This is a genomic window from Erythrobacter sp. THAF29, from assembly GCF_009363635.1.
Lineage (GTDB): Bacteria > Pseudomonadota > Alphaproteobacteria > Sphingomonadales > Sphingomonadaceae > Erythrobacter.
Window position 1 is genome coordinate 542,168 of sequence record NZ_CP045392.1, and the last position, 24,643, is coordinate 566,810.

The 24,643-nt window shown below is 63.5% G+C and carries 23 protein-coding genes; 17 read left to right on the forward strand and 6 right to left on the reverse strand.

Features of this window, described 5'->3' with window-relative positions; all coding sequences use genetic code 11:
• The first annotated feature begins 77 nt into the window (after positions 1-77).
• The 8 genes from ccoN to ccoS are packed head-to-tail and all read left to right on the forward strand — an operon-like array spanning position 78 to position 7,911.
• Positions 78-1,739 carry a cytochrome-c oxidase, cbb3-type subunit I gene (gene ccoN / locus FIU90_RS02780; protein WP_152433391.1) on the forward strand — a complete coding sequence of 554 codons (1,662 nt, stop codon included), beginning with the start codon at positions 78-80 and terminating at the stop codon, positions 1,737-1,739.
• A gap of 12 nt (positions 1,740-1,751) precedes the next feature.
• On the forward strand, positions 1,752-2,519 hold the full coding sequence (gene ccoO, locus FIU90_RS02785; RefSeq protein WP_152433392.1) for a cytochrome-c oxidase, cbb3-type subunit II: 768 nt from the start codon (positions 1,752-1,754) through the stop codon (positions 2,517-2,519).
• Complete coding sequence (locus FIU90_RS02790; RefSeq protein ID WP_152433393.1) at positions 2,516-2,677, forward strand: cbb3-type cytochrome c oxidase subunit 3; 162 nt, start codon at positions 2,516-2,518, stop codon at positions 2,675-2,677. The genes ccoO and FIU90_RS02790 overlap by 4 nt, the downstream gene beginning before the upstream one ends.
• The gene (gene ccoP, locus FIU90_RS02795) at positions 2,670-3,629 is read left to right on the forward strand and encodes a cytochrome-c oxidase, cbb3-type subunit III (protein WP_152433394.1); all 960 of its coding nucleotides are present in this window, start codon (positions 2,670-2,672) and stop codon (positions 3,627-3,629) included. The genes FIU90_RS02790 and ccoP overlap by 8 nt, the downstream gene beginning before the upstream one ends.
• On the forward strand, positions 3,616-5,169 hold the full coding sequence (gene ccoG / locus FIU90_RS02800) for a cytochrome c oxidase accessory protein CcoG (RefSeq protein WP_152433395.1): 1,554 nt from the start codon (positions 3,616-3,618) through the stop codon (positions 5,167-5,169). The genes ccoP and ccoG overlap by 14 nt, the downstream gene beginning before the upstream one ends.
• Positions 5,166-5,627 (forward strand): FixH family protein, encoded by a 462-nt coding sequence (locus tag FIU90_RS02805; RefSeq protein WP_152433396.1) that lies wholly within the window; start codon positions 5,166-5,168, stop codon positions 5,625-5,627. Before ccoG ends, FIU90_RS02805 begins: the two co-directional genes overlap by 4 nt.
• Entirely contained in the window at positions 5,624-7,759 is a 2,136-nt protein-coding gene (locus FIU90_RS02810; RefSeq protein ID WP_152433397.1) for a heavy metal translocating P-type ATPase, read from the forward strand. Before FIU90_RS02805 ends, FIU90_RS02810 begins: the two co-directional genes overlap by 4 nt.
• Complete coding sequence (gene ccoS, locus FIU90_RS02815) at positions 7,756-7,911, forward strand: cbb3-type cytochrome oxidase assembly protein CcoS (RefSeq protein ID WP_152433398.1); 156 nt, start codon at positions 7,756-7,758, stop codon at positions 7,909-7,911. Before FIU90_RS02810 ends, ccoS begins: the two co-directional genes overlap by 4 nt.
• Here ccoS and FIU90_RS02820 read toward each other — a convergent pair.
• On the reverse strand, positions 7,908-9,113 hold the full coding sequence (locus tag FIU90_RS02820; RefSeq protein WP_172970166.1) for a M20 family metallopeptidase: 1,206 nt from the start codon (positions 9,111-9,113) through the stop codon (positions 7,908-7,910). The two genes, ccoS and FIU90_RS02820, sit on opposite strands and share 4 nt — an antisense overlap.
• Positions 9,114-9,146: 33 nt before the next feature.
• Complete coding sequence (locus FIU90_RS02825) at positions 9,147-9,653, reverse strand: DUF2141 domain-containing protein (RefSeq protein ID WP_152433400.1); 507 nt, start codon at positions 9,651-9,653, stop codon at positions 9,147-9,149.
• A 223-nt stretch (positions 9,654-9,876) separates the two neighbouring features.
• On the opposite strand from FIU90_RS02825, the gene rpe reads away from it, so the two are divergent.
• The 9 genes from rpe (at position 9,877) to FIU90_RS02870 (ending at position 19,420) form a co-directional block, all read left to right on the forward strand.
• Positions 9,877-10,539 carry a ribulose-phosphate 3-epimerase gene (gene rpe, locus FIU90_RS02830; RefSeq protein ID WP_152433401.1) on the forward strand — a complete coding sequence of 221 codons (663 nt, stop codon included), beginning with the start codon at positions 9,877-9,879 and terminating at the stop codon, positions 10,537-10,539.
• Complete coding sequence (locus FIU90_RS02835; RefSeq protein ID WP_234029603.1) at positions 10,539-12,431, forward strand: heparinase II/III family protein; 1,893 nt, start codon at positions 10,539-10,541, stop codon at positions 12,429-12,431. Before rpe ends, FIU90_RS02835 begins: the two co-directional genes overlap by 1 nt.
• Positions 12,432-12,448: 17 nt before the next feature.
• Positions 12,449-14,071 (forward strand): bifunctional phosphoribosylaminoimidazolecarboxamide formyltransferase/IMP cyclohydrolase, encoded by a 1,623-nt coding sequence (purH, locus tag FIU90_RS02840; RefSeq protein WP_152433403.1) that lies wholly within the window; start codon positions 12,449-12,451, stop codon positions 14,069-14,071.
• A gap of 292 nt (positions 14,072-14,363) precedes the next feature.
• A complete protein-coding gene (locus FIU90_RS02845; RefSeq protein WP_152433404.1) occupies positions 14,364-14,543 on the forward strand; it encodes a hypothetical protein in 180 nt (59 codons plus the stop codon).
• Entirely contained in the window at positions 14,540-15,226 is a 687-nt protein-coding gene (gene msrA, locus FIU90_RS02850) for a peptide-methionine (S)-S-oxide reductase MsrA (protein WP_152433405.1), read from the forward strand. The genes FIU90_RS02845 and msrA overlap by 4 nt, the downstream gene beginning before the upstream one ends.
• 47 nt (positions 15,227-15,273) lie before the next feature.
• Positions 15,274-15,735: a Fur family transcriptional regulator gene (locus tag FIU90_RS02855; RefSeq protein WP_152433406.1), complete on the forward strand. Its 462-nt coding sequence runs from the start codon at positions 15,274-15,276 to the stop codon at positions 15,733-15,735.
• A 142-nt stretch (positions 15,736-15,877) separates the two neighbouring features.
• The gene (gene dxs / locus FIU90_RS02860; RefSeq protein ID WP_152433407.1) at positions 15,878-17,815 is read left to right on the forward strand and encodes a 1-deoxy-D-xylulose-5-phosphate synthase; all 1,938 of its coding nucleotides are present in this window, start codon (positions 15,878-15,880) and stop codon (positions 17,813-17,815) included.
• A gap of 6 nt (positions 17,816-17,821) precedes the next feature.
• Entirely contained in the window at positions 17,822-18,619 is a 798-nt protein-coding gene (locus FIU90_RS02865; RefSeq protein ID WP_152433408.1) for a crotonase/enoyl-CoA hydratase family protein, read from the forward strand.
• Positions 18,620-18,628: 9 nt separating this feature from the next.
• Complete coding sequence (locus FIU90_RS02870) at positions 18,629-19,420, forward strand: alpha/beta hydrolase (protein WP_152433409.1); 792 nt, start codon at positions 18,629-18,631, stop codon at positions 19,418-19,420.
• Here the strand turns inward: FIU90_RS02870 and FIU90_RS02875 are convergent.
• The 4 genes from FIU90_RS02875 to FIU90_RS02890 are packed head-to-tail and all read right to left on the reverse strand — an operon-like array spanning position 19,417 to position 24,590.
• Positions 19,417-20,091, reverse strand: a complete 675-nt coding sequence (locus tag FIU90_RS02875) for an NnrU family protein (protein ID WP_152433410.1) — start codon at positions 20,089-20,091, stop codon at positions 19,417-19,419. The genes FIU90_RS02870 and FIU90_RS02875 overlap by 4 nt on opposite strands.
• 50 nt (positions 20,092-20,141) lie before the next feature.
• Entirely contained in the window at positions 20,142-21,518 is a 1,377-nt protein-coding gene (locus FIU90_RS02880) for an amidohydrolase family protein (protein WP_152433411.1), read from the reverse strand.
• Positions 21,515-22,900: an amidohydrolase gene (locus FIU90_RS02885; RefSeq protein ID WP_152433412.1), complete on the reverse strand. Its 1,386-nt coding sequence runs from the start codon at positions 22,898-22,900 to the stop codon at positions 21,515-21,517. The genes FIU90_RS02880 and FIU90_RS02885 overlap by 4 nt, the downstream gene beginning before the upstream one ends.
• Before the next feature lie 31 nt (positions 22,901-22,931).
• Positions 22,932-24,590 carry a peptide MFS transporter gene (locus FIU90_RS02890; RefSeq protein ID WP_234029604.1) on the reverse strand — a complete coding sequence of 553 codons (1,659 nt, stop codon included), beginning with the start codon at positions 24,588-24,590 and terminating at the stop codon, positions 22,932-22,934.
• Positions 24,591-24,643: the final 53 nt, after the last annotated feature.

The following is a 24,643-nucleotide window of genomic DNA, read 5'->3' on the forward strand; positions in this document are numbered from 1 at the left end:
CGCCCAATTGATCTCGATCAATTACCCGCGATCCGATCGTGGGCAATCGGGGTGTCCTAGGAAAGGGGCCACGAATCATGGAATCAGTCGTCGGAAGGGCGGGCATCTGGGCACTGGTGCTTGCCGCAGCCATTGTCGCAATCGCGCTCGCGCAGGATGGCGGTTTCGCCGTTCATATGGCGATTGTCGCCATTGCCGCGTTCCTGATTATCGTCGCAACGCTGCGCAGCTACGATCCGCTCGCGAAGGCTCAGAGCATCTTCAAGATGCCTCCGGGGCCATCGAAATACGATGACGACGTGATCCGCTGGGGCGTGATCGCGACGATGTTCTGGGGGATTGCTGGGCTGCTCGCGGGGCTTTTCATCGCCTTGCAGATGGCGTTTCCGGCGCTCAATATCGAACCCTACCTCAATTTCGGCCGCGTCAGGCCGCTGCATACATCGGCGGTGATTTTCGCGTTTGGCGGCAATGCCCTGCTCGCCACCAGCTTCTACGTAGTGCAGCGCACCTGCCGCACCACGCTCGCCTTTCCGACGCTCGCCCGGTTCGTGTTCTGGGGTTACCAGCTCTTTATCGTTCTCGCGGCGACCGGCTACCTGCTCGGGATCACCCAGTCGCGCGAATATGCCGAGCCTGAATGGTATGTCGATTTGTGGCTGACGATCGTGTGGCTCGCCTACCTTGCGGTTTTTGTCGGCACGCTGCTGCGCCGGCACGAGCCGCATATCTATGTCGCCAACTGGTTCTACCTCGCCTTCATCGTGACCGTCGCGATGTTGCACGTGGTCAACAATCTCGCTGTCCCGGTGAGCCTGCTCGGGTCGCGCAGCTATAGCGCCTTTGCCGGTGTGCAGGATGCGCTCACGCAGTGGTGGTACGGCCACAATGCCGTCGGCTTCTTCCTCACCGCAGGCTTCCTCGCGATGATGTATTACTTCGTGCCGAAGCAGGCGAACCGGCCGGTCTATTCCTACCGCCTGTCGATCATCCACTTCTGGTCGCTGATCTTCCTCTATATCTGGGCCGGACCGCACCACCTCCACTACACCGCGCTGCCCGACTGGGCGCAGACGCTCGGCATGGTGTTTTCGGTGATGCTGTGGATGCCGAGCTGGGGCGGCATGATCAATGGGCTGATGACCCTGAACGGCGCATGGGACAAGGTCCGCACCGATCCGATCATCCGCATGATGGTGCTGGCGCTCGCATTCTACGGGATGAGCACGTTCGAAGGGCCGATGCTGTCGATCAAGGCGGTGAACAGCCTCTCGCACTACACCGACTGGACTATCGGTCACGTTCACTCCGGCGCGCTGGGCTGGAACGGCATGATCACCTTCGCCTGCGTCTACTTCCTCGTGCCCAAGCTCTGGAAGAAGGAGCGCCTCTATTCGCTGCGCATGATCAACTGGCACTTCTGGCTCGCGACGCTCGGCATCGTTTTCTACGCGGCCAGCATGTGGGTCGCCGGAATCACCCAAGGCCTGATGTGGCGCGAATATGGTTCCGACGGGTACCTCGTGAACAGCTTCGTCGACACCGTAGAGGCGCTCCACCCGATGTACCTGATGCGCGCTTTCGGCGGCCTCCTTTATCTCTCGGGCGCGCTCATCATGGTCTTCAATATCTGGATGACCATCGCCGGGCGCGTGCGCGAGGAGGCGCCGATGAGCGCAACCGCGCACGATGAAGCCTCCGACCGCCCCCTTCCGCCACAGGCCATACCGGCCGAATAGGAGCCTCAAGCGATGAGCAAGAACTCACCAGACAAGGGCACCTTCGAGGGCCACAAGAAACTCGAAAAAAACGTCACGCTGCTCGCCGCCGCGACATTCGTGACCGTTGCGATCGGCGGCGTCGTGGAAATCGCACCGTTGTTCTGGATCGACAACACGATCGAGGAAGTGGAGGGCATGCGGCCCTACACCCCGCTCGAACAGGCGGGGCGCGATATCTACATCCGCGAAGGCTGCTATACCTGCCACAGCCAGATGATCCGGCCATTCCGCGACGAAGTGGAACGCTATGGCCACTATTCGCTCGCCGCAGAGAGCATGTATGACCACCCGTTCCAGTGGGGATCGAAGCGCACCGGGCCGGACCTCGCGCGCGTTGGCGGGCGCTATTCGGATGAGTGGCACGTCCAGCATTTGAAGGATCCGCAGAGCGTCGTGCCGCAAAGCATCATGCCGAGCTACGCGTTCCTTGCGGATACTTCGCTCAAGGTCGCCGACATGTCGGCCAATCTGACCGCGCTGCGCCGTGTCGGCGTTCCCTATGAGGACATCGATATCGAGCAGGCGAACTCCGACCTTTACGCCCAGGCCGATCCCGATCTCGACGCGGGCGACCTCGAAGAGCGTTATCCCAAGGCGCAGGTGCGCGATTTCGACGGTGATCCGAACCGCGTGACCGAAATGGACGCGCTCATCGCCTATCTCCAGATGCTCGGAACGCTGGTCGATGTCGAAAGCGCCGCCGCTCAGGCCGAACTCGCCGAGGAGAAGGGCCGATGAGCTTTTACGAGACATTGCGCCACTTCGCCGACAGCTACGGGTTGGTGGTGATCTTCTGCCTCTACCTTCTGCTGTGCGGCTGGCACTTCCTCCCCGGCTCGCGCGAAGGCGTGGAGCGGGCCAAGCACTCGATTTTCAAGGAAGACGATCATGTCTGACAAGTCGCGCGAAAATGCCCGGATCGATGAGCCCACCGGCACCGAACTCGTCGGCCATGAATGGGACGGGATCGAGGAGCTCAACACCCCCCTGCCGCGCTGGTGGCTCTGGACCTTCTACGCAACGATCGCGTGGAGCCTGGTTTATGTCGTGCTCTATCCCGCCTGGCCGCTTGTTGAACGTGCGACCGAAGGCGTGCTTGGCTGGTCGAGCCGCGGCGAACTCGCCGAAGAGATGAGCGCCGCCGATCTCGCGCGCCGCAGCGTTTACGAACAAATCGCCGCGACCGACATCACCAAGCTGCCCGCCAACCCCGAACTGATGGGCCAGGCCATCGCCGGCGGCGCGGCGGCATTCAAGCAGCACTGCGTCCAGTGCCACGGCGCGGGCGCGGCGGGTTACGAGCAATACGGCTACCCCAACCTCAACGACGATGACTGGATCTGGGGCGGCGAACTTGCGGAGATCGAATACACGCTCACGCACGGTATCCGCTGGGGAGGCTCGCGGCAGACGCGCCAGGCCTACATGCCGCCCTTCGAAGGCGCGCTCGAAAAACCGCAGGTCGATGCGCTGGTGAACCACGTCCTTTCGCTGAGCGGCAAGGGCCAGAGCAGCACGGAAGGGGTGCAGCTTTTCGCGCAGAATTGCGCTGCTTGCCACCAGCCCGACGGTTCGGGCGATCAGTTGCAGGGCGCGCCCGCTCTCAATGACGCGATCTGGCTGTATGGCGGCGAAGCGGCGAATATCCGCGCACAAATCCTGAATCCGCGCCATGGCGTGATGCCGGGCTGGAGCGATAAGCTCGATCCGGTCACGATCAAGATGCTCGCGGCCTATGTCCATTCGCGCGGCGGCGGCGAATCTGCGGAGGAGGGGACCGAGGAGGTCGCATCCGATGCCGAAGCCGTTGCCGAGGCACCTGAGGGCGGAGACGATGAGCGTCTCTGAGCCAACTGCCGCCGCTGTCGGAAATGTGAAAGAGCGCGATTGGGCCGCTGCGCTCCCCTCGGAGGGTGCCGATCCCATCGCCGCAAAGCGCCTGAGCGATCCGAGCACCCCGCCGCCCAAGCTCTACGAGAAGCGCAAAGCGGTCCACAACAAGCGGATCGACGGACCGTTTCGCCGGCTGAAATGGGCGATCATGGTTGTCACGCTGACGATCTATTACGTGACGCCGTGGCTGCGCTGGGATCGCGGGCCCTACGCGCCCGACCAGGCGGTGCTGGTCGATCTGGCGAACCGCCGGTTCTACATGTTCGACATCGAGATCTGGCCGCACGAATTCTACTTCGTCGCCGGCCTGCTCATCATGGCGGGGATCGGCCTGTTCCTCGTCACCAGCGCGGTGGGGCGCGCATGGTGCGGCTATGCCTGCCCGCAAACGGTGTGGACCGACCTGTTCCAGCATGTCGACCGCTTCGTCGACGGGGATCGCAATGCTCGCATCCGGCTCGACAAGGCGCCCTGGGGTCCGGCGAAGATCGCGCGGCGGCTTTTCAAATGGTCGATCTATCTCCTCATCAGCCTGCTGACCGGCGGTGCATGGATCCTCTATTTCGCCGATGCGCCGACGCTCGTGCGCGATTTCTTCGCGCTCGAGGCTTCGCCCGTTGCCTATGCCACCGTGGGCATCCTTACCTTCACGACGTTCTGGCTCGGCGGTTTCATGCGCGAGCAGGTGTGCATCTACATGTGCCCCTGGCCGCGCATCCAGGGGGCAATGCTCGACGAGAAATCGCTGATCGTCACCTACAAACACTGGCGAGGCGAGCCGCGGGGCAGCCTCAAGAAAGCAAAGAAAAACCCCGGCGCTGACGGCGATTGCATCGATTGCCTGCAATGCGTCGCGGTATGTCCCACCGGCATCGATATCCGCGAGGGTCAGCAGATCGGTTGCATCACCTGCGCGCTGTGCATCGACGCCTGCGACAAGGTGATGAAGGAAATCGGGAGGCCGCGCGGCCTGATCGATTACGCGACTCTTGAACAATGCGAGGCGGAAATGGCCGGCAAGCCACCGACGCCCGCGTGGAAGGCGCTGCTGCGGCCACGCACATTCATTTACTTCGGCATCTGGGCGGCGATCGGCGTTGCGATGCTGTTCGCGCTCGGCACCCGTTCGCACACCGACCTCACTGTCTCGCCCGATCGCAATCCGCCCTACATGCTGATGAAGGATGGATCGGTGCGCAACGCATACACATTGCGCCTCAGAAACATGGAGGCGCGTCCGCGCGACATGGAGATCGCGCTTGTCGGCCTTCCCCAAGGAGCGGTCATGTGGACCGATCGCATCGGGCGCGAGAGCGCGGCTGAAAGCCAGCGCGTGACTGTCCCCGCCAACGAGACCCGCGTGGTGCGCGCCTATGTCACCGTACCGAACGGCGTCTCCGCCGACAGCTTCTCGTTCCGGCTTACGTCGCTCGACGAGCAAGGCGAGCAGGACACTGCCCAGACCAGCTTCTCCAGCCCCGAGAATGAACCATGACCGACAACGCCTCGCACCCGAAATTCACCGGCAAGCACATGGCGGCCGTGCTCGTCATCGGATTCGGCATCGTCGTGGCAGTGAACTTCTTCATGGCGAGCCTCGCCACCAGCGGATTTCACGGTGTGGTGGTCGAAAACTCCTACGTCGCCAGCCAGAAATTCAATGGCTGGCTCGACGAAGCGGAGAAATCGCGCGCTCTCGGCTGGAAGGTTGAAACCGTGCGCGACGAAAGCGGCTTCGTCGTGGTCGAGGCGGCAAATCTGCCGGGTGAGGCGCGGGTGGAGGCCGAACTGCGCCGCCCTATCGGTGAGCGTGAATATGCAAGCCTTGCGTTCACCTCGTCCGGCGACGGGCGTTATCGGTCGACAGAGCCAGTCACGCCAGGCCGCTGGATCATCCGGCTCCGCATCGAAGCGGGCGGCGATGTATGGACCGGAGAAAGCGAGCTGCGATGAACGCGGTCCACATCCCTCCCCAGGCCGCAGGAGAGTCCCTCGTCTCCTCGCGCTTTACCGTGCCCGGAATGCGCTGCGCCGGCTGTATCGCCAAGATCGAACGCGAATTGCCCAAGGTGGAGGGTGTAAGCGCCGCGCGAGTGAACTTTTCGGCCAAGAGGGTCGCAATTGAACACGATCCTTCGGTAAAATCCGAGCAACTGGTCGATGCGCTGCTGCATCTGGGCTTCGAAGCCCAGCCGGTCGAAGAAAACCCGCTCGGTTTCGAAGACAGGGAACGAAAGCGGCTGATGCGGGCGCTCGCCGTCGCGGGCTTCGGGATGATGAACATCATGCTGCTTTCGGTGAGCGTGTGGTCTGGCGCCGAAGGCGCGACCAGGCAGATGTTCCACTGGATCTCGGGCGCAATAGCATTGCCAGTGATCGCCTATGCGGGACAGCCCTTCTTCTCGTCTGCCTGGATGGCGCTCAAGTATCGCCGCACCAATATGGACGTGCCGATTTCCATCGGAGTGCTGCTCGCAACAGGGCTCAGCATCTTTGAAACCCTGACCGGCGGCGAGCACGCCTATTTCGAGAGCGCTGTCATGCTGCTCTTTTTCCTTCTTGCGGGCCGCGCGCTCGATGCGACGATGCGCGGGCGAACGCGCGCCGGAATCGGCGCTTTGCTGGGACGGATGGGCAAGAGCGCGAGCGTGATCGCGCCCGATGGATCGACAAGGCGGGTAAAGGCAAGCGAGCTCGAACCCGGTATGCTGGTGCTTGTCGCGGCGGGGGAGGCACTCGCAGCCGATGGCGAGATCGAGCACGGTACAAGCGCGATCGATAACTCGATGCTGACCGGTGAGACCACACCCGAACCCGTCGGGGTCGGGAGCGAGGTGCATGCGGGTGCAATCAACATCGCCGCGCCGATCCGTGTTCGCCTGACGCGGACGGCGGATGACACGGTGCTCGCCGATATCGCGCGCCTGATGGACGAGGCCGGGCAGTCGCGCAGCGCCTATGTCCGTATCGCCGACCGTGCGGCGCGTCTGTATGCTCCCGCCGTCCACTCACTCGCAGCGCTGGCCTTTGCCGGCTGGATGATCGCGGGTGCGGGCTGGCACCAGTCGCTCGTGATTGCGATCGCGGTGCTTATCATCACCTGCCCTTGCGCCATCGGCCTCGCCGTCCCGGCAGCGCAGGTCGTCGCTTCCGGCGCTTTGCTCAAACGCGGACTGCTCGTGAAGGACGGGAGCGCGCTCGAACGTCTGGCCGAGGTGGACACGGCTCTTTTCGACAAGACCGGTACGCTGACACTGGGCGAACCTCGTCCGGACATTTCCGGCCTCGACGAAGATGCGCGCGCGGTCGCGCTTGGCCTCGCGCAGAACAGCCGGCATCCTCTGAGCCGTGGGCTCGTGCGCGCTTTGAGGCAAGAGGGCGTGGAACCGGCAGACATAACCGATGTCGAGGAGTTGAGCGGCAAAGGGCTCACCGGACGCTGGCATGGGGTTGCGGTCGCGCTCGACCGTGCCTCTTCGGCTTCGGTCGACCTTGCGACAAACCTGCGCATCGGGAGCCACTGCCTGACGCTGAGATTCAGCGATCCGCTGCGACCCGATTGCGCGCAGACCATACGTGAACTCGATGCGCTGGGGATCCGGTCGAGCATTCTCTCGGGCGACCGGAAAGAAGCCGTGCGCGCCGTCGCGGACGAACTTGGCATCGAAGGCGAGGCAGCGGTCACCCCGCAGGAAAAGCTCGCCCGGCTCGAAGAGCTCAAGGCTGCCGGGCACCGCCCGCTGATGATCGGCGACGGCTTGAACGATGGCCCCGCTCTTGCCGCCGCCCACGCCTCGATCGCGCCCGGCACCGCGAGCGATGCAAGCCAGCAGGCGGCGGACGCGGTATTCATTGGCGAGACGCTGATGCCGGTCGCATTGGCTGTCAGGGTGGCGCGCAAGACGATGCGGATCGTGCGACAGAATTTCGCCTTCGCCATCGGCTACAATGTGCTCGCCGTGCCGCTCGCGCTGTTCGGCTATGTCACCCCGCTGATCGCCGCGATTGCCATGTCGGTGAGTTCGCTGGTCGTGGTCGCCAACTCGTTGCGCCTCTCGCGGGCAGCACAGGTGGCGAGCCGATGACCGTCCTCGCCATCCTCATTCCGATAGCGCTCATCATGGGCGCGGCAGGGCTCGCTGCGTTCTTCTGGGCGATGAGAAACGGTCAATACGAAGACCTTGATGGGGCGGCGCACCGCATTCTCATCGATGAAGTTGAGGACGGGCCTGGTTAACCGAAGCCGTTCTCGAGGTATTCGAGCGCGCAGCCGGCCAGCATCGCAGCACCGTGGGGGAGCGCGCCTTCATCGACATGCATGCGCGGGCTGTGGATCGCGCAGCACTGCGTCCAGTCCTCTCCCTCAGGCGCAACGCCAAGGAAGAACATCGCGCCGGGCACCTTCTCGAGCAGGTAGGAAAAGTCCTCCGCCCCCATGATCGGATCGGCAAGGTCGCGCCATCCGCCCTCGCCGCCGAGCTGCTTTGCGACCTTTTCTCCCAGCGATACCGCGCGCGGGTCACACACCGTCACGGGGAAGCCGAGCTCGAGTTCGACTTCCGCCTCGACGCCATAGGCTGCGGCGGTTTGTTTCGCGGTTTCAACGATGAGGGTGTGGGCCTTCTCACGATGATCAGCCGAGAGCGTGCGGATCGTGCCTCCGAGCATCACGTCGTCGGGGATCACGTTGTGAGCTGTGCCGCCGTGGATCTGGGTGACGGTGACGACGACGGCATTCGTCGCCTTGAAACGGCGGGTGACCATCGCCTGCAACGCACCCACGATCGCTGCGGCGGCAGGGACGGGATCGGCGCAATCGTGCGGCATCGAGGCATGACCGCCCTTGCCCCTGACCGTAATCGTAAACTGGTCGGCAGCGGCCATCAGCGGGCCTGCGCGTCCGGCGAGAACCCCGAATGGCGCATTGGGCATGATATGGAGCGCGAAGGCGGCATCGGGCAGCGGGTCGATCACTCCATCGTCAAGCATGAAGCGCGCACCGTGATAGCCTTCCTCGCCGGGCTGGAACATGAACTGTACCGAGCCGGCGAGCTCGTCGCGGCGCTCGGCAAGCAGCCGCGCCGCGCCGACCAGCATCGCGGTGTGCGTGTCGTGACCACAAGCGTGCATCCGGCCCGGAATAGTCGAGGCAAAATCGAGGCCGGTCTTCTCGTCCATCGGCAGCGCGTCCATGTCGCCGCGCAGCAAGACGATGGGGCTTCCCTCGCCCGCCTTGCCGCCGGAAAGCGTGGCCACCTCGCCAGTGGTCGAAGACCCCGATTTCCAAGTGAGGGGCAGGTCGGCAAGCGCCTCGCGCACCTTGGCCATCGTCATCGGTGTTTGGAGCCCGAGTTCGGGCTCGGCATGGATCGCGCGGCGCAGCGCCACGATATCGGGCGCGAGCACGCGGGCGGAATCGAGGATATCGGATGTCAGCATGGGCGGCAGGTTAGCGCCGCCGCGGGCCGGCCGCTAGTCGCGATAGCGCATCGCGATGTTCAATCGCGTCACTCCGCCATTGACGGTAAAAGCGGCCTTGTCGACCGAAGGCGGACGCGGAATGCCAAGGAACGAACCGATCCTGGGATTGTTCGACATGCCCGCGCCATCGGTCGAGACGTCCATTTCGCGGTTGCCGTTCTCGTCATGCTGCACGGCGATGGCATAGCGACCAGCGGCGGGGACCGGCACGCAGACCGTCATCGCGCCTGCACGCGGCTTGGCATCTATACGAGTGAGGTAGCGCTTGCTCTTCAACCAGTCGCCGCGCTTGGCGTAATAGGTGCGCACAAACAGATTTCCGCTGCCCGAGCGCAGGCCGGTTATGCGCAGCCTGACCGCCGGCCCATTGCCGGGGGCGCAGCGGCTCATGTCATTGGTGATGACTTTGGCATAGCCCGATTGCGCGGCGGAGGTCGGTGCGACGGCGAGCGACGCCCCAAGCGCAAGCGCGCTCAGTCCCAATGCGATTGCCTTCATGTTGTCGTACCCAAACCTTGAATTCGTGCTCGTTACCTGGCGGACGGCGCAAGGCGCACATCGCCGATCTGTGCGCCGTATTGCCATCGCGGCTCTTAATTCCACCTGAATTGGCCGGAAATCGGGCTGTTACGCGGTGGAAAAGGGTTAAGCTGAACTTGTGGCGCGATTCGCCGCTGAAGTAATGCGGGGGGCAAGCGCGAGAAAGGGCGCGCTTCATGCCATGCCGACACCTCTCATCTCTCCCTCGATCCTGTCCGCCGACTTTTCGAAGTTGGGCGAGGAAGTGCGCGCGATCGACACGGCGGGGGCCGACTGGATCCATGTCGATGTGATGGATGGGCATTACGTGCCCAATATCACCATCGGCCCGGCGGTGGTGAAGGCGCTGCGGCCGCACACACAAAAGCCGTTCGATGTCCACCTGATGATTGCGCCGGTCGATCCCTATCTAGAAGCCTTTGCCGAGGCGGGCGCGGACATCATCACCGTTCATCCCGAAGCGGGGCCGCATATCCATCGCACGCTGCAGGCGATCCGCGGGCTGGGCAAGAAAGCCGGCGTAGTGCTCAACCCCGGCACCCCGGTCGAGGTGCTGGATAACCTCATGGACCTCGTCGACCTCATACTGGTGATGAGCGTCAATCCCGGTTTCGGTGGGCAGAGTTTCATCCCCTCCCAGCTTGAGAAGATCCGCCGCATCCGTGCCATGATCGAGAAAGAGGGACGCCCGATCCACCTCGAAGTCGATGGCGGGGTCAATCCCGAAACGGCAAAGCAATGCATCGAGGCGGGCGCCGACGTGCTCGTCGCGGGTTCGGCCACTTTCAAGGGCGGGCCAGGGCAATACGCCGCCAATATCGCCGCGCTCAAGGGAGAGGGATGATGGCGAGCCTGTTCCGCGAGCATGATGAGGAACGGGCCGAGGAACTGCACGGGGCTCCGTCCGGGCAAGGGGCGCTGCCGCTAACCGGCACCGACGAGCCGCAGCGCGAAGTCGAACAGGAAGCCGAGCAGGCGAACGATAATGTAGAGCCTTCCCGCGCCCTAGCGCTGACCGATGTGATCGCACCGCGTTCGGGCGCGGGCGAGACGCTGATCCGGATGGCCTACAAGATGGGCGTGCCGGGGCACGCGCTAGCCGCGCCATTCCGCCGCCCGCCTGCGATCAGGGTCACCGCCACGGTCGAAAGCCCCCTTTCCGGCGATCGAGCCGCAGGGACGGCGCTGCGGGCGGGGCACTTCCTCGTCCACGGGGCCAAATTGCCGATCGCGCAGCTCGATTTCGATGGAGGCACGCGTCTGAGCCGGGGTCTCGAGCGGGTGGTGCACAGCTTCTCGTGGCTGCGCGATCTTGCTGCGAGCGCACCGCGCGAGGATTGCATCGGCGTCGCCGAACGGATTACCGGAACATGGCTCGCTGCCAATCCTTCGCCTGCCAAGGGTGTGGCCTGGGAAGTCGAGCACACCGGCCTGCGCCTTATGGCGTGGCTGGTACACGCGCCGCTGGTGCTTTCCGGACAAGACGAGAAGCTGAAGCCCAGGCTTCTCAAGGCCATCGGAGAAACCGCCGCCTGGCTCGACCGCAAGGCGCCGCGCGACGGGGCAGGGTTTGGGCAGGTTGCGGGTCTGGCCGCGGTGACCGCCGCCGGATTGCTCCTTCCCGAAGGACGTCCGCGCCGTCTCTACGGCGAGAGCGCGCTGATCAAGACGCTGGGCGATCTTGTCGGCGAAGACGGCGGCGTGCTTTCGCGCTGTCCCGAGGCGCAGATGCAGGCCATTGCGCTCATCACCGATCTCATCGCCTGTTACGAAGCGGCCGAAGTAGAGATTCCACAGGCGCTTTTCGTCATGCGCGAATTGCTGGTCCCGCCTCTGCTTTCGCTCCGGCACCGCGACGGTGGGCTGGGCAACTGGCAGGGGCAGGGCGCAATCGCAGCCGACCGTGTGGCGGCGCTGCTCGCGGCGACCGGAATTCGCACCCGGCCTCTGGCGGACGTGCAGCACTGGGGCTTCCACCGGTTGCGCGGGGGCGAGACCGTGGTGCAGTTCGATGCCGCTCCGCCGCCGCGAGCCCGGCACGTGCGTACCGGGTGCGCATCGACGCTGGCATTCGAAATGTCCGATGGGCCGGCGCGCCTCATCGTCAATTGCGGCGGCGCGGCGCTGGCTGGTGGGCAGGTGCCTGCGCGGATCGGGCAGAGCCTGCGCGCGACCGCTGCTCATTCGACACTCGTGCTCGACAACGCCAATTCGACAGCGGTGCTGCTCCACGGGAAGCTCGGCAAAGGCGCCGAAACGGTCGAGGTCGACAGCCGCATCATCAAACGCTCCAACGGCACATCCGAACGCGATGCGACACGGGTGGAAGCGAGCCATGACGGCTACGCCGCGCGGTTCGGCCTGACGCACCAGCGCGTGCTCACTTTGCGCGGCGACGGCAGCGAGCTTGCGGGTGAGGACATTCTCCTGCCCGTCTCGCGCAAGGGCAAGCGCGGCAAGATCGGCTTTGCAATCCGGTTCCATCTCGGGCGCGGTGTCGAAGCGCACATCTCCGAGGACGGTCGCGGCGCGAGCCTGCTGACCCCCGATGGCCGCCTGTGGCAATTCCGCTTGCGCGGGGATGCCGCTGGAGCCAAGGACGTGAAGCTCGGCTGCGAGGACAGCCTGTGGGTCGATGGCGAGGGCCGTCCGCATGCGACCGAGCAGCTGGTAATCGAAGGCATGACATCGCGCGGCGGGGGTCAATTCTCCTGGCTGCTCAAGAAAATGGGATAGAGCCCGAAGGTCGACACATGGCGAATACAAGAATCAAACGGGCACTGCTCTCGGTGTCCGACAAGGATGGTTTGGCAGATCTCGGCAAGGCGTTGGCCGCGCGCGGGGTCGAACTGGTGAGCACCGGCGGGACCGCGCGGACGCTGCGCGAAGCGGGTCTGGAAGTTCGCGATGTGTCCGACCTCACCGGCTTTCCCGAGATGATGGATGGGCGCGTGAAGACGCTGCATCCGAAGGTTCATGGCGGTCTGCTCGCCTTGCGTGACAATGACGAACACGTTGCTGCGATGACCGAACACGCGATCGGCGCGATCGACCTTGTCGTGGTCAATCTCTATCCTTTCGAAGCGACCGTCGCGAAGGGCGCGAGCCGCGAGGAGATCATCGAGAACATCGATATTGGTGGCCCTTCGATGGTGCGCTCGGCGGCGAAGAACCACGGCTTCGTCACCATCGTCACCGACCCCGCCGATTACGCGACGCTGCTCGAGGAACTTGAAGCCCATGACGGCGCGACCTCGGACGCCTTCCGCATCCGCATGGCGGGCAAGGCCTATGCCCGCACGGCTGCCTATGACAGCGCGATCGCCAATTGGTTTGCATTCGGCGATGCCTTCACCCACCCGCTCGGGACCGAAGCGCTCCGGGCAACGCCTTTCACAGACACGATGCCGCTCGCCTTCAAGAAGCGCGACGAGCTCCGCTATGGCGAGAACCCGCACCAATCGGCCGCGATCTACGTCCCGCAGGTAACCGGCGCGAATGGCGTGCCGCAGGCCGAGCAGTTGCAGGGCAAGGCGCTCTCCTACAACAACCTGAACGACGCGGACGCGGCACTCGAACTCGCGGCAGAATTTGCAGGGCAGGACCCGGCGGTGGTGATCGTCAAGCACGCGAACCCATGCGGCGTCGCGCAATCGGGCACGCTGCTCGATGCGTGGAACGACGCGCTGCAATGCGACAGCGTGTCGGCCTTTGGCGGGATCGTCGCGGTCAACGCCGAATTGGACAGTGCTACCGCCGAAGCGATTGCGTCGATTTTCACAGAAGTCATTATCGCACCCAAGGTCAGCGCCGAAGCCCGCGAAGTCTTCGCGAGGAAGAAAAACCTGCGTGTGCTCGAATGCGGCACTCTCCCTGATCCACGGCGCGGCGGCTTCGCGATGAAGACCATCGCGGGCGGCATGCTGATCCAGGGCCGCGACAACGGCGCGGTCGCGCTCGACGATCTCAAGGTCGTAACCAAGCGCGAGCCGACCAAGCAGGAGCTAAAGGACTGCCTGTTCGCATGGACCGTCGCGCGGCACGTCAAGTCGAACGCGATCGTCTATGCCAAGGACGGTGTAACCGCGGGGATCGGCGCCGGCCAGATGAACCGCCGCGATTCCGCGCGTATCGCCGCGATCAAGGCAAAGGAAGCCGCCGAGACATACGAATGGGCTGAGCCGAGGACGGTCGGAAGCGCGGTTGCCTCCGACGCGTTCTTCCCCTTCGCCGACGGGCTGATCTCGGCATCCGAAGCAGGCGCGACGGCGGTCATTCAGCCGGGCGGTTCGATCCGTGACGAGGAAGTGATTGCAGCCGCTGACGAGGCGGGTCTCGCGATGGTCTTTACCGGAATGAGGCACTTCAGGCATTAGTTTGTAGCGCACCGCGTCCGCGGTGCGATTTCCTCGCTCATGCGACCTGAAGGTCGCGTCGCTCCGGGCGGGCTGTCGCCCTTGCGGGCCTTCGGCCCGTTAGGCTCGGCTCATCGTGCGCGAGGCTCTTTTCAACGGGGCTTTCAGCACTCCGTAAGCCTTGCCTGCGTAGCTGTAACCAAACGCGCAATTGTAACGAATTGTCTCACGGGCGCCTCGTTCATTTTGATGCAAGCGGAGCCCCTGCAGGCGCGAGAAACGAGACGCAGATAACGAGAAATCGAGAATTCACATGGCCCTCTTCACCCCTGACCTCTATCGCAATTTCGCCATCGGTTTCGTCGGCGGCGCATTGATCGTGGCCGCCGCCACGGCCGACCAGTGGGCCGACGAGATTTCTCCTCCAGCGCAGGCCGCAGAGCAGCTTCACGCGCCGCAGCCTTCGGACGATTTCTGGATGCTCGCCGAATGAAGCGCGCCCTGGCACTCGCACTGGCCGCGACATCGCTTGGCCTTTCGGCTTGCGCCGAACCGGCGCTCGCACTTGAGGAACCGGTCAACGCTCCCGTACCCAAGCGTATTGCCAATGAAGGTGCCGGCCTGAAAACCGCGATCTTTGCAGGCGGCTGCTTCTGGGGCGTCGAAGGCGTCTTCAGCCATGTCAAAGGCGTGAAGTCCGCGGTTTCCGGCTTTCACGGCGGCTCTGCGGGCACAGCCAGATACAACACGATCATCGCGGGCGGCACCAACCACGCCGAAGCGGTCAAGATTACCTACGATCCCTATGTCGTGCGCTATGACGAGCTGCTGCGCATCTTTTTTTCGGTGGTGGCCGATCCCACGCTGAAAAACCGCCAGGGCCCCGATGTCGGCACGCATTACCGTTCCGCTCTCGTGCCGCTGAATGCCGAGCAGGAAGCGGTCGCCAAGGCGTATCTCAGGCAAATGGGCCGATCGGGCGTGTGGAAGCGGCCGATCGTCACGAAAGTCGAGAAACACCGCAAGTTCTACACAGCAGAAGGCTATCATCAGGACTTCATGGCGAAGAATCCGCGCCACGGTTACATCGTGCGGTGGGATGCGCCCAAGGTGAAGGCGCTGAGGGCGATGTTCCCCTCTGACTACCGTGCCAAGTTCCTGCGCGACGGGCGCTGAACGACACGCGCTTGGCGCTCTGGCATTCCACGCCTATATCTCCTTGTATGGCACACGATCATGCGCATCACGAACATTCGGGCGAGACTCTGGTCGAGGCAGCGCGCGGGGCCTTGACCGATTCCGGCGAGCAGTGGACCGGTATGCGAGAAAGCGTCTTCACCGAGCTTGCCCGCCATGATCGCCCGGTATCGGCCTATGACATCGCCGATAATCTTTCGAAGGCGCGGGGCAAACGGGTCGCACCCAACAGCATATACCGCATCCTCGATCTGTTCGTGGCGAACAACCTTGCGTTGCGGGTCGAGAGTTCGAACGCCTATCTCGCCAACACGCATCCGGGATGCCAGCACGATTGCATCTTCCTCGTATGCGATGAATGCGGCGAGGCCACCCATGTCGATGACGAAGACGTGAGCCGGACCGTGCGGGCGCTTGCCAAGGTGCGCGGTTTTACGCCGGAGCGCCCGGTTCTGGAGATTCGCGGTCTGTGCCGCGCATGCGCCTGAACATTCGAGGGACCACGCGAGTGTAAGGCAAAATTGACGCCTCGTAAGTCCTTGTAATTGGACACAATGCCGATGAAGCGTTCTTTATGAACGATGAGCCGTTCATCGACAGTTTCGATTTCTGCGTGTAAGGCGACTCACCATGACTTCTAAGCCCGATACGCCGCTGCTTGATACCGTCCCGACCCCGGACGAGCTCCGAAAACTCAAACCCGAACAGCTCCGCCAGCTCGCAGACGAATTGCGTGCGGAGATGATCGATGCGGTGAGCACCTCTGGAGGGCACCTCGGCTCGGGGCTGGGCGTGGTCGAACTGACTGTGGCGATCCACTATGTCTTCAACACGCCCGACGACAAGCTCGTCTGGGATGTGGGCCATCAATGCTACCCGCACAAGATCATCACCGGCAGGCGCGACCGTATCCGGACCTTGCGCCAGGGCGGGGGACTGTCGGGATTCACCAAGCGTGCAGAAAGCGAATACGATCCGTTCGGCGCGGCGCATAGCTCGACTTCGATTTCGGCGGCGCTGGGCTTTGCGATCGCCAACAAATTGAATGATAAGCCCGGCCGCGGCATCGCCGTGATCGGCGACGGCGCGATGAGCGCGGGCATGGCCTACGAGGCGATGAACAACGCGGCGCAGGCGGGTAACCGCCTGGTCGTGATCCTCAACGACAACGACATGTCGATCGCTCCTCCGGTCGGCGGTCTTTCCGCATATCTCGCGCGGATGGTTTCTTCGAGCGAGTATCTCGGCCTGCGCAGCCTCGCGTCCAAGGCGGTCAAGAAGATGAGCCGCCGAATGCACGAAATGGTCGGCAAGGCCGAGGAATACACTCGCGGCATGGTGACCGGCGGAACGCTCTTCGAAGAGCTCGGCTTCTATTATGTCGGCCCGATCGACGGGCACAATCTCGACCACCTCATCCCCGTGCTCGAAAATGTCCGCGACACCTCCGAAGGTCCGGTGCTGATCCACGTCGTCACGACCAAGGGCAAGGGCTACAAATACGCCGAGGAAAGTGCCGACAAATACCACGGCGTGCCCAAGTTTAACGTCGTCACCGGCGAAAAGCAGAAAGGATCCGGCGGACCGCCAGCCTACCAGAACGTCTTCGGCGATACGCTCGCCAACCTCGCCGACAAGGACGACCGCATCTGCGCAATCACTGCCGCCATGCCTTCGGGCACCGGTGTCGATCGCTTCGCGCAGCGCCATCCCGACCGCAGCTTCGACGTAGGAATTGCCGAACAGCACGGTGTGACCTTCGCTGCCGGTCTTGCCGCGCAAGGCATGCGCCCGTTCGCCGCGATCTATTCGACCTTCCTCCAGCGCGCCTACGACCAGGTGGTCCATGACGTCGCGATCCAGAACCTCCCCGTTCGCTTCGCAATCGATCGCGCCGGACTGGTGGGTGCCGATGGCTGCACGCATGCAGGCTCATTCGACATCACCTATCTCGCAACCCTGCCGAACATGGTGGTGATGGCCGCCGCCGACGAGGCGGAGCTGGTCCACATGACTTACACCGCCGCCGAATATGACGATGGCCCGATCGCGTTCCGCTATCCGCGCGGGAGCGGCATCGGCGTTCCGCTGCCCGAAACGCCGCAGAAGCTCGAGATCGGCAAGGGCCGGATCGTGCGCGAAGGCTCGAAGGTCGCGATCCTCTCGCTCGGCGCGCGTCTCGAAGAGGCGAAGAAAGCCGCCGACACGCTCGAAGCCAAGGGGCTCTCAACCACGGTCGTCGACCTGCGCTTTGCCAAGCCTTTGGACACAGACCTTATCGAACGTCTGATGCGCACGCATGAAGTCGTCGTTACGGTCGAGGAAGGCGCCATAGGCGGCCTTGGCGCGCATGTCCTCACCTTCGCCTCGGACGAAGGCCTGACCGACAATGGATTGAAGGTCCGCACGATGCGCCTGCCCGACGTCTTCCAGGACCAGGACTCGCCCGACAAGCAGTACGAAGAAGCCCGCCTCAACGCCCCGCACATCGTCGACACAGTGCTGAAAGCTCTGAAGCACAATTCGGCTGGCGTCGAAGAGGCAAACGCGGAAGGCGCGCGGGCCTAAATCGTCATGGGGCTGCTGAAGGTCCAAAAAGACGGCCCCGTCACCACGCTCACTATCGACCGGGCGGAGACGATGAACCCGCTCGGTGCGCCCGGTGACGGGGACGAGTTCGCCGCCGCCTGCACGGCGATCAATCGCGATATGGAAACCCGCTGCGTCATTCTCACCGGTGCGGGTCGAGCCTTCAGCGCTGGCGGCGATATCAAGGCGATGCGCGACAAGTCCGGGACATTCGGAGGCACACCGCCCGCTATATCGGACGGTTATCGCGACAACATCCACATGATGCTGCGCGCGCTTCACGGCCTGCGCGTACCCGTCATTGCCGCGGTCAACGGTCCGGCGATCGGGCTAGGCTGCGACGTCGCCTGTCTCGCGGACATTCGCATTGCGAGCGAGAAAGCGAAGTTCGGCGTCACCTTCCTGAAGCTCGGGATCATTCCGGGCGATGGCGGCACGTGGATCCTCCCGCGCGTCATCGGCATGAGCCGCGCGGCAGAGCTGTTCTACACCGGCGATGTGATCGACGCAGAGACCGCGCGCGAATGGGGTCTTGTCAGCCGCGTCGTGCCGCACAGCGATCTCATGGACGAGGCCCGAGCGCTCGCCGACCGCATCGCTGCCCAGCCGCCGCATTCGCTGCGGCAGTCGAAGATGCTGCTCAGGCAAGGGCAGCAGGTCGGTTACGACACCGCGCTTGAGATGGCGGCGAATACGCAGGCGATGATGCACATGACCGAGGATCATGCCGAGGGCGTCGCCGCGCTGATCGAGAAGCGCACACCCGATTTCAAAGGCGAGTAGTGGGAAACCGTGGCTGTGCTTGGCCGCCTTCTCGTATTCGTCGCGACCGCCTATCTCTGCGTCGCCGCGATCCTGTGGGCCTTCCAGTCGAGCTTTTTCTATCCGGCTCCGCAGACCGCCGCACCCCTTATGCCGGGTTACGAGGAAGTCACGCTCGAAACCGATGACGGCTTGAACCTTCGCGCTTTTTACCATCAGGCCGATCCGGGTCTGCCGACGCTCGTCTACTTTCACGGAAATGGTGGAAACCTTTCGGGCGCAGGTGTTTCGAACGCCGCGTTGGTCGAAGCGGGTATCGGCGCGTTGCTGGTCGAATATCGCGGCTACGGCGGCAATCCGGGCGAGCCTTCGGAAGAGGGATTCTACCGCGATGGCGAGGCGGCAATGGAGTGGCTGCGCGCGCAAGGATTCGATTTCGACGAAATCATCATTGTCGCCAATTCAATCGGTGGCGGGGTCGCGACCGAGATGGCTCTGCGCCACGATCCGGCCGCGCTGGTGCTTGTCGCACCTTTCACTTCGCTCCCCGATGCAGCGCAGGCGAATATCTGGTGGATGCCGTCGCATCTGCTGGTCGAGGACCAGTATCGCAACGCGGAGAAGATCGGCCGGATCGATGCACCGGTTCTGATCCAGCACGGCGATGCCGACGACCTGGTGCCGCACGATCATGGCAAGCGGCTGGCGGAGCTTGCTCCTCAGGGCGAGTTTCAGACCTTCCAGGGATCAGGGCATGCGCTCAGTTTCGAGCGGCGCTCGCAGGAGGCGCGGCGCGACTGGATCCTTTCGTTGCGGGACTAGAACCAGCGCCAGATGCCCGCCGCGACATTGCCGATCGGCAAGTGCAGCCAGCTGAAAAAGACGAAAAAGATCAGGCCCGTCGCCCAGGGAAATGCCCCGGCACCAGGCAGTGCGCCCCAGCGCGGCCAGAAGCTCGTCTTGCTTTCCCATTCGGCCCAGGCATCGCCCATCAAGGCTTCCTTCTTGCGGTCCTGCAGCCGTGCCCCGACCAGCGCGAGCACGCCCATCGCAAAGGCCGTGATGGTTGTGCGCAGGCTGTAGTGGATTACGATGTGCGAGAGCGCCCAGAGCGCAAAGCCCCACATCATTGGATGGCGGGTGACCTTGAACACGCGCTCTGGCTCGGCGCGGGCCTGCGCTTCGGCCTGCGGCGTGGGAAGGGCCGGGTTTCCGGCAAGCGAGCCAGCGAACAGCACCATCGCCGGGATCGTCAGCAGCGTCGCGATGGCCCAGCCGATATCGCCGCTTCTGGGCAGGTCGGCGGGCGGCATGGCCTTGAACGCGAAGTAGACCCACGCGAGAATCGCTATGCTGACGAGCGTGTAGGCAATCTGGAACCCGAGTTCGCCAAGCGCCTTGACGAGCGGCGCCCGCAAAGGATGCGACATCGCGAAATGCGTGCCGACGAAGGCGGCGTTGGCCGCGATCAGGTTGAGCAGCGCCTCGTTCAACGGTCCCTCCCGTCGTCCCGACGGGAAGGCTACACCGAAAGCCTGCGCAATTACCAGTCGTAGGCCTTGGGCAAGTCGCTTTCGTCGAGATCGCGATAGCGTTCGCGCAGGCGCGTCTGGTGGTTGCCGAGCGGCTGCTCGACCCCGCCGATGAACACGCGTGTGGGGACCGAGCTGACCTCCAGCGGATCACCGGTCCATATCACGACATCGCCCAGCGCGCCGCGCGCAAGTACGCCCGCTTTGCCGCCCATGCCGCTGATCTCGGCGGGGATCGAGCTGATCGAGGCAAAGGCCTCACCCCATGTCAGGCCCGTCGCGCCCGGCATCTTGGCAAGGCCGACGAGGTTGCCCGCCTGCTGCGCGATGCGGCGCGGATTCTCCATGCCGGCGACATTGAGCGCGACCTTGACGCCTGCCTCCTTCATGCGACCGATATTGCTCTGAGTCGAAGCGAGCTCGTCAAAGCCGTAGGGCAGGGCATCGAGCGGATCGGCGATCACAGGCACGCCTGCAGCGGCGATCTCGTTTGCGACCAGCCAGCCTTCGCTTGCACCGACGAGGACGATATCGAGACGTGGGAACTCGTCCTTAAGGGCGAGTGCGGCGCGGATATCGGCGGCGCGTTCCACTGCGACATAGAGCTTCTGTTCGCCGCGGACGACCGGCACCAGCGCAGCGGCATCGAAACGGGTCAGCAGCGTGTCGGAAGAGCGATCGGTGTCGCGGCCTACCATTCGCGGATCGACCGTAATGTCGTCGCCAGTGGTTGTGTCGCGAGGGCTTTTGCTGCCGCCGGGTATCCTTGCGGCTTCGCCATAGCTGCCTGCTTCTCGCAGCGCGTTGCGAAACAGCACATGCGCCGCAGCGCGGCTTCCGCCTGCAATACGCCCGCCACCCTCGCCAAGGTCGACCATCTGGAAGGCGCGCGCCTTGACGATCGGATTGCCATCGCTGTCGAGATCGATGATCGCGCCCTGCCCTGCGAAGATGGAGCCGGATGGCATGGTCGTCGTCGCCGCGCGGGTGATCCCGGCGGCGCGGTGGATGAGGATGTGCTGCGAATTGGGGTTTACCACAGGAGCGACATCGAGGGCCGCGCTGAAGGGCGAGCCGCCCGCGCGGATATCGTTCGATTCGCTGACCGCGCTCACATCCCAGATGCCGAGCGTCGTCACCGTGGCGAACAGGCCAGGCGTGACCCATGCGCCTTCGGCGTCGATCACCTGGTCGGTCTGATACCGGCGATCATCGGCGGGGCCGGCATACACAATCCGCCCGTTCTCGACGATGACAACGCCATTCTCGATCGGCTCGCTGCCATCGCCGGTGGCGACGGTGGCGTTGGTGATCGCCACGTCCTGCGCGAAAGCGGGAGCCGAGGCCAATGCCATTGCACCGGCCGCCGCCGTAAGGAGCCGCTTCATTTCACATCTCCTTCACCGGGCTGGCCGAGTTCGAAATCGCTCACCGGACGCCGCTTCGGGTCCATCGCATCGTAGAGCAGCGCGCCATCGATCCAGACCTTTTCGGGCCGCGAATAGACCGAGAGCGGATTGCCGTTCCACAGCACCACGTCGGCCATCTTGCCGGCTTCGAGACTGCCGGTCATGCCGTCGATCCCCATCGCCCTGGCTGCATTGAGGGTGATCCACTGGACTGTGGTGGCATCGGAAATGTCGATCCCCATCCGCTGGCCAGCGGCCTGCGCCTTGGCGGCTTCCTGATTCAGACGCTGGATATCGTTGGCGCTGTCGGAGTGGATGACAACGCATGCTCCCTGGTTCTGCAGCAGCGCGGCATTTTCCATGATCCCGTCATAGGCTTCCATCTTGAAGCCGTACCAGTCGGCCCAGATCGCGCTGCACACGCCGTTTTCGCGCAGCAGGTCGCCGATCTTGTAGGCCTCGACCGCGTGGTGGAACGCGGTAACCTTGTACCCGACCTCTTTCGCCATATCCATGACGAGAGCCATCTCGTCGGCGCGGTAGCAATGGTTGTGGACGAGGATTTCGCCTTCGAGCACGCCCTTCAGCGTTTCCTTGGCGAGATCGCGCTTCGCATCGTCATCGTTGGCATATTCGATCGCCTCGTACCAGGTCTGGCGGTTGACCGCGAAGTTGCCCATGCGGGTAGAAGGCTTGCGCCCGCGCCCGCCATAGACGCGCTTCGGGTTCTCGCCGCAAGCCATCTTGAAGCCATATGGCGCGCCCGGGAACTTCATCCCCTGGACCGTGCGCGCGGGCACGTTCTTGAGCGTAACCGAGCGACCGCCCATGAGGTTGGCCGAACCGGGCAGGATCTGGAGCGCGGTCACGCCGCCATTGGCCATTGCACGGCTGAAGCCGGGGTCCTGCGGCCAGACCGAATGCTCTGCCCAGACATCGGGCGTGGTCGGTGCGGTCGCCTCGTTCCCGTCACTGTGCGCATCGACTGAGGGTGTGGGATAGTCGCCAAGGTGCGAGTGGATGTCGATGATGCCGGGGGTGACGAATTTGCCGGTGCCGTCGATCACGGTGTAGCCGTCAGTGGAAATGTCGCTGCCGCCAGCAGCCACGATTGCACCGTCGCGGAACAGCACCACACCGTTGTCGAAGCGATTACCCGCACCGTCGAACACGGTGGCTCCCACCAGCGCGGTCGGTACGCCCGGATAGGGGCGATAGGTCGAAGGGAAGGGATTCTCGGCCTCGGTCTTGGCAGCGAAACGCGAGGTATCGCCATTGTCCTTACCCGCCGAACCGGCAGCGCCGGTGGTTGCGCAGGCCCCCAGCGCAAAAGCGCTGGCGGCTGCGATCACGACATTCATTCGCACATTCATTCCCCTGTGTTGGGAGGCGTCAGTTTCCTTGGCGGGTGGCCGGGTGAACACCGGCAGCCTGCGGCTCGCCGACTTCGCTGCCGCCCAGCAAATCATCATCGACACTGTCGTCCTTGAGCGTGTCGAGGTGCATCAGGCGCTTGATCAGGGGGCTGACGGCCATGACCACGACGCCGATGCCGATGGCGTACCAGCCAACGGTGGTGTAGACATCGAGCACAACCTGTTTGCCCGCCTCTTCGCCGACACCTTCTGCGCCAGTGGCGGCGGCAATCAGGCCCGCCGCAAAGTTACCGGTCGCGGACGCAAAGAACCAGGTGCCCATTATCAGCGAAGCCATGTGCCCGGGGCTGAGGCGGTTCATCGCACTGAGACCGACGGGACTGAGGCAAAGCTCACCGGTGGTGTGCAACAAATAAATCAGGAAGATGAAGATCACCGGGGTCGGAACGTTGATGCCCACGCTCTCCGCGCCCCATACCAGCACCAGAAAGCCGAGCCCCACCTGGATAACTGCGAGGCCGAATTTCATCGGGGTCGATGGTTCAGCATTCCTCGCCGCCAACCCCTGCCAGATCATCGCGAAGAGCGGTGCCAGCATCACGATGTAGATCGCGTTGATTGACTGGAACATCGACGCGTTGACACCCTGAGTATCGACATGGCGCTCTGTGAAGACATTGAGCGAAGATCCGGCCTGCTCGAACAGCGCCCAGAAGACAATGGAAACCAGGATCAGGAACATCGCGGCAAAGATACGGTCACGTTCGTCCGAAGGAAGCTTCGCCACGGCGGTCCACAGGACGTAGAGTACGAGGCCGCCTCCGAACACTCCAAGCACCGTTCCGACGAGTTCCTGATACTGGATGGCCGCCCAGCACAGCGCCACCATGGCAAGGCCAGCGCCGTAGATCGCCCATTCCTTGCCGCCTGCAATTTTCGACGGGTCTTTAGGCTCGCCTTTGCCCAGCAGCAGCGGCTTGCCGATTATGAAGAAAATCAAGCCGATCAGCATACCGACACCCGCGAGGCCGAAGCCGTATTCCCAGCCATAGGTCTGGCCGAGGAAGCCGCAGATGATCGATGCAGTCGCTGCACCCACGTTAATGCCCATATAGAAGATCGTGTAGGCAGGATCGCGCCGTACATCGGTTCGGTCATAAAGCTGGCCGACGATCACGGAGATGTTCGCCTTGAGAAAGCCCGATCCGACAATGATCAGAGCTAGCGCCAGCCAGAACACGTTGATCATCGGATCGTCCTGTCCGCCGCCGCCTTCGAAAGCCATGAAGAAGTGGCCGAACGTCAGCAGCACGGCGCCGAACAAAACAGCCTTTCGCTGGCCGATAAACTGGTCGGCAAGATATCCACCCACGACCGGCGCAATGTAGACAAGCGCCGTGTAGGCCCCGTAAATTACGTAGGCCTTTTCCTCTGCGAACATCCAGTGCTGTATCAGGTAGAAGATCAGCAGCGCGCGCATCCCATAGTAGGAAAAACGCTCCCACATTTCCGCCATGAACAGCAGGAACAGCCCCTTGGGATGGCCGATTACTTCCTCTTGCGGGCGCGTGATCAGGAACAACCCGCCCAGGAGAAAGCCTACAAGCGCCACGACGGCGATCCAGAACGCCCACATCTCGAACGCGGAATCGAAGGTAAAAATAAATTCGCTCATTGGCGCGCGGCCCTCCGGAATAACTGCATGACCGGCCCCTCCCCTGAGCCGGT

Excerpts from the sequence above, each read along its gene's own strand:
- ccoN (WP_152433391.1), top strand. The coding sequence starts at position 78 with ATGGAATCAGTCGTCGGAAGGGCGGGCATCTGGGCACTGGTGCTTGCC.
- ccoO (WP_152433392.1), top strand. The coding sequence starts at position 1,752 with ATGAGCAAGAACTCACCAGACAAGGGCACCTTCGAGGGCCACAAGAAA.
- FIU90_RS02790 (WP_152433393.1), top strand. The coding sequence starts at position 2,516 with ATGAGCTTTTACGAGACATTGCGCCACTTCGCCGACAGCTACGGGTTG.
- ccoP (WP_152433394.1), top strand. The coding sequence starts at position 2,670 with ATGTCTGACAAGTCGCGCGAAAATGCCCGGATCGATGAGCCCACCGGC.
- ccoG (WP_152433395.1), top strand. The coding sequence starts at position 3,616 with ATGAGCGTCTCTGAGCCAACTGCCGCCGCTGTCGGAAATGTGAAAGAG.
- FIU90_RS02805 (WP_152433396.1), top strand. The coding sequence starts at position 5,166 with ATGACCGACAACGCCTCGCACCCGAAATTCACCGGCAAGCACATGGCG.
- FIU90_RS02810 (WP_152433397.1), top strand. The coding sequence starts at position 5,624 with ATGAACGCGGTCCACATCCCTCCCCAGGCCGCAGGAGAGTCCCTCGTC.
- ccoS (WP_152433398.1), top strand. The coding sequence starts at position 7,756 with ATGACCGTCCTCGCCATCCTCATTCCGATAGCGCTCATCATGGGCGCG.
- FIU90_RS02820 (WP_172970166.1), bottom strand. The coding sequence starts at position 9,113 with ATGCTGACATCCGATATCCTCGATTCCGCCCGCGTGCTCGCGCCCGAT.
- FIU90_RS02825 (WP_152433400.1), bottom strand. The coding sequence starts at position 9,653 with ATGAAGGCAATCGCATTGGGACTGAGCGCGCTTGCGCTTGGGGCGTCG.
- rpe (WP_152433401.1), top strand. The coding sequence starts at position 9,877 with ATGCCGACACCTCTCATCTCTCCCTCGATCCTGTCCGCCGACTTTTCG.
- FIU90_RS02835 (WP_234029603.1), top strand. The coding sequence starts at position 10,539 with ATGGCGAGCCTGTTCCGCGAGCATGATGAGGAACGGGCCGAGGAACTG.
- purH (WP_152433403.1), top strand. The coding sequence starts at position 12,449 with ATGGCGAATACAAGAATCAAACGGGCACTGCTCTCGGTGTCCGACAAG.
- FIU90_RS02845 (WP_152433404.1), top strand. The coding sequence starts at position 14,364 with ATGGCCCTCTTCACCCCTGACCTCTATCGCAATTTCGCCATCGGTTTC.
- msrA (WP_152433405.1), top strand. The coding sequence starts at position 14,540 with ATGAAGCGCGCCCTGGCACTCGCACTGGCCGCGACATCGCTTGGCCTT.
- FIU90_RS02855 (WP_152433406.1), top strand. The coding sequence starts at position 15,274 with ATGGCACACGATCATGCGCATCACGAACATTCGGGCGAGACTCTGGTC.
- dxs (WP_152433407.1), top strand. The coding sequence starts at position 15,878 with ATGACTTCTAAGCCCGATACGCCGCTGCTTGATACCGTCCCGACCCCG.
- FIU90_RS02865 (WP_152433408.1), top strand. The coding sequence starts at position 17,822 with ATGGGGCTGCTGAAGGTCCAAAAAGACGGCCCCGTCACCACGCTCACT.
- FIU90_RS02880 (WP_152433411.1), bottom strand. The coding sequence starts at position 21,518 with ATGAAGCGGCTCCTTACGGCGGCGGCCGGTGCAATGGCATTGGCCTCG.
- FIU90_RS02885 (WP_152433412.1), bottom strand. The coding sequence starts at position 22,900 with ATGAATGTCGTGATCGCAGCCGCCAGCGCTTTTGCGCTGGGGGCCTGC.
- FIU90_RS02890 (WP_234029604.1), bottom strand. The coding sequence starts at position 24,590 with ATGAGCGAATTTATTTTTACCTTCGATTCCGCGTTCGAGATGTGGGCG.